This is a genomic window from Flavobacterium sp., assembly GCF_046155325.1.
Taxonomy (GTDB): domain Bacteria; phylum Bacteroidota; class Bacteroidia; order Flavobacteriales; family Flavobacteriaceae; genus Flavobacterium.
Window position 1 is genome coordinate 1 of record NZ_JBJXDQ010000006.1, and the last position, 3,444, is coordinate 3,444.

The 3,444-nt window shown below is 32.5% G+C and carries 6 protein-coding genes; all 6 read right to left on the bottom strand.

What is annotated here, in order from left to right:
* On the bottom strand, nucleotides 1–323 hold a 323-nt coding region (locus tag ACKVOD_RS00645; protein WP_409207550.1), incomplete at its 3' end, for an ATP cone domain-containing protein.
* The gene (locus ACKVOD_RS00650) at nucleotides 308–1,027 is read right to left on the bottom strand and encodes a hypothetical protein (RefSeq protein ID WP_409207551.1); all 720 of its coding nucleotides are present in this window, start codon (nucleotides 1,025–1,027) and stop codon (nucleotides 308–310) included. The genes ACKVOD_RS00645 and ACKVOD_RS00650, both read right to left, overlap by 16 nt.
* Nucleotides 1,028–1,289: 262 nt before the next feature.
* Nucleotides 1,290–1,733 (bottom strand): hypothetical protein, encoded by a 444-nt coding sequence (locus ACKVOD_RS00655; RefSeq protein WP_409207552.1) that lies wholly within the window; start codon nucleotides 1,731–1,733, stop codon nucleotides 1,290–1,292.
* A 63-nt stretch (nucleotides 1,734–1,796) separates the two neighbouring features.
* Complete coding sequence (locus tag ACKVOD_RS00660; protein ID WP_409207553.1) at nucleotides 1,797–2,030, bottom strand: hypothetical protein; 234 nt, start codon at nucleotides 2,028–2,030, stop codon at nucleotides 1,797–1,799.
* On the bottom strand, nucleotides 2,030–2,401 hold the full coding sequence (locus ACKVOD_RS00665; protein WP_409207554.1) for a hypothetical protein: 372 nt from the start codon (nucleotides 2,399–2,401) through the stop codon (nucleotides 2,030–2,032). The genes ACKVOD_RS00660 and ACKVOD_RS00665 overlap by 1 nt, the downstream gene beginning before the upstream one ends.
* 1 nt (nucleotide 2,402) lies before the next feature.
* Nucleotides 2,403–3,416, bottom strand: a complete 1,014-nt coding sequence (locus ACKVOD_RS00670) for a hypothetical protein (RefSeq protein ID WP_409207555.1) — start codon at nucleotides 3,414–3,416, stop codon at nucleotides 2,403–2,405.
* Between the last annotated feature and the right edge of the window lie 28 nt (nucleotides 3,417–3,444).

Below are 3,444 nucleotides of genomic sequence, written 5' to 3' on the forward strand. Positions count from 1 at the left end.
AAAAAGTCTGGATGCTCTTGAAGTTTTCCATATAAAGATTTACGAACAGAAAATAAAAGAAGTCTGGCAGCAACATATTGATAGTTTGGATTTTCCAAATCAATCAAATCTGATGCAGAACGAATTAGAATTTCTTGTATTTCGGCAGTCGTAATACCATCATAAAATTGAATACCAGATTGCATTTCTACCTGTGAAGCAGAAACTCCAGAAAGATCCTTACAAGCTTCCTCAACCATGATGTGAAGTTTATCCAAATCTAACCTTTCGGCAGTTCCACTTCTTTTAATAACCTTTGTTCCATTACTCATACTCGTTTCCATTCGTTGAATTTTACTTTTGCCTCTAACCCAGAATATGTATTTGACTTTAATATACTCATAATATCAAATCCGGCAAGAAATAAATCATTAATATCTTTTTGAAGAATTGATCTTTCCCAGATTACAATTTTATTTCCGTTTTCAATTATCCTATTCATTCTATCACAAATTTCTTTATTTCTTGTTTCATTATCAAAAACATAAACAATATCCTTAAAATTTAAAGATGATATATCAACATCGGCACCACACATGGCAATTCCATTTTTAACAAATTCAGAATCAAAGGGACCTTCGACAATATAAACCGTTTCATTTGGATTGACTGTATTTAATCCATAAAGTTTTGGAATCGAATCATCTAGGATAATAGTAATGTATTTAATACTATTACTATTTAATGCTCTTCCCTGAAATCCATACATTTCTCCCTTAAAGGTATATAAAGGTATAATGATACGACTTTCATCTTTTATAATGTTATTGAATGTTTGTTTTTGTGTATTAACCCATTCTTGAAACTTTTCGGCAAAATAAAATCTTTCAGGATTAAGTTTTCTGTTTTCAAGATATTCCTTTGCAACCTTATTTGAAGATGCTTTTGGAAGATTAATTTTTTTTATAAAATTTGGTTTGGAAAACTCAAATGTTGGAGTCTCAACCACAAAGTTCTTTCCGGTATAACCTTCCTTAAACTTTTCCAAAGAATATTGTTTATGAAGAGTCGAGTCTATATCTTTAAGAAAATTGTTAAAAGATAGACTTGCTCCACAATTATGACACTTAAAGTTTGTATTGTTCTTTACAGAATATAAGTATCCTCTTGCCTTGTTTTTATTTTTCTGAGAGTCTCCACAAATCGGGCATCTAAAATTATAAAGATCAGTTTTAACTCTTTTAAATTTTTGAAGACGTGATGAGATTAGTCCAATATATTTGGAATCAATCAAGTCCATTCTGAAATAATTATCTGGGTTTCTCTATTCTAACATTGTCCGTGTCTGGTGTCAATATATCAACAACCATAGATGATTGAGAAAAAATAAACGAAATAATCATAACACCACCCAATATTAACCAACGAAATTTTGTGACTTCATCAACTTTTTTGTCAAGAATTTCAATACGGTCATTTATTTTACTATCTATGAATTCAAATCTTTCAATTACTCGATGATGCTCTTCTGTATTTTTACTTTCCATCGTTTTAATTCTATCGATAATCAATTCATCATTTTTATGAGTATTATCTAACTTTTCTTCATGAACCGCCAACATTTTTGAAATTGTTTGACTGGTTTTACCCATAATTTGAATTGCTTCGTCTATTTTTTTAATCATAATTTCGTAAGAAGTTAGACGTTCTTCTAAAACGGCGATTTTTGTTTCGTTGGATGATTTACTAAACATTTTTTTGCTCCGTGAATATTAAATTATCCAAAACAAAAAAATCAAATTTAGTTACACTATTATTTATTTGTTCTTTTTTTTCTTTCTTTTTCTTAAACCTTTTCGGTATAGTGGTGGGAGTCTTTTCAGCATCCTAGAACGCCCATCAAGAGGCATATCATATCCTGCAGTAGGTCCTGGATCAAAACCCTGAGCACTACCCCCAAATCCGGCAGAACCGGCAGTGCTGCCTGTACTCATGGTAGGAACATCTTCTTTTAAAGAACGAATTATGGAAATAATCTTATCGATATTCATTAGATCAATTGTAGTTGTGATAGGCAATTAAAATCTTCGACAATATCATGTATCTTACTTATCGGATATTCTGGTAGACGATTTAAGAATATTAAAAAACTTTTAATCAAAGGCCATAAATCTTCTTCAAAATTATAAAATAATAAAGGAACTGCAGCATCATCAAAAACATTAAATAAAATAATAAGATGATTGAGAATTAAATGTGTTTTTAGTTCTCCACCATTTTTATATTTTTTAAGTAATCTTTTGACATATCTAATTCGTTTCAAATCAGATTGAAAATCCTCCATCGTAACTGATTGGGGATTATTATAAAATTTTATGGCAAATAATAGATAATTATTTTCATTCAACTCATCAAACTTCATATTATGCAGTTACTGTTAATGTTGTGGTTCCAATACCAACTGAACTTGTAGATCCGGCACCTCCAATATTACGAATAATGTCCGAAGTGAATGAACTAGTAACACCTACACCACCGGAAACATCAGTAATCACTCCAATAAATCCTCTTGATATATCAATTGATAGTTTGGTAGCATTCGTGCGAGTGCTGAATGTTGCAGCAATACCGGCAGTAATCGTTGATGCAATTGTAGATGCTGTTCCGATCTGAACAGTAGTGGTTCCAACAGAAACAACCGGAACATTTGTAAGCTTTCCAGTAATAGAAAGAGAACTTCCTACAGAAACATTTGATACAGAATTAACAAAGATTACAGTTGCTCCGATTGCAACAGTTTGTCCGGTAGTAGTTGCAGTCGTTAAAAAGTTTACATTTGCAGCAAGAACCGTAGAAGGTGCGGTGAATGCAAATGAAGGACGATTTGTAATCTGCCCGTTGTAACTTGTATTAGCAACAAATCCAGTATTATTAATATAATTGAAAACAGTAGATCCGTTTGCAAATGATCCTGCTGTTGCGACAATAGCAGTTGTTTCGTTTGCATTATTTGCATCAAAGGCACGAAGACGAATTGTTGCACCTGCAGAAACATATACCAGTTCATTAAACACTAAATGAACATTTCCAATTGAACCAGTCGTAATTCCAGTAGTTCCACCAGCACCGATAGAAATTGGAGAAGCAAGATTTTCATCTTCGAAGAATACAGCAACAGGAGTTGCCAATCCAAGACCTGTTGTGCTTGCTCCACTGCCAACAGTATTCAGTCCTGCAACAGGAACAATTACCTCATCATAATATGAGGTAGAAAGACCAGACTGTTCAGTTTTTCCATATCTACGATAAACCCATCCACGAACATCCGCAAAGCAGTTGTGTGGAGTATTATTTCTATCAGTATCAAGAAAAAACTTGGGAATATTATAATTATTACCAGATGTTTCCGAAGTCGTGGAAATTCCCCAGAGTGCCATTCTTTTTACCTATAATTCGTTAATCTAA

Excerpts from the sequence above, each read along its gene's own strand:
- ACKVOD_RS00655 (WP_409207552.1), bottom strand. The coding sequence starts at position 1,733 with ATGTTTAGTAAATCATCCAACGAAACAAAAATCGCCGTTTTAGAAGAA.
- ACKVOD_RS00660 (WP_409207553.1), bottom strand. The coding sequence starts at position 2,030 with ATGAATATCGATAAGATTATTTCCATAATTCGTTCTTTAAAAGAAGAT.
- ACKVOD_RS00665 (WP_409207554.1), bottom strand. The coding sequence starts at position 2,401 with ATGAAGTTTGATGAGTTGAATGAAAATAATTATCTATTATTTGCCATA.
- ACKVOD_RS00670 (WP_409207555.1), bottom strand. The coding sequence starts at position 3,416 with ATGGCACTCTGGGGAATTTCCACGACTTCGGAAACATCTGGTAATAAT.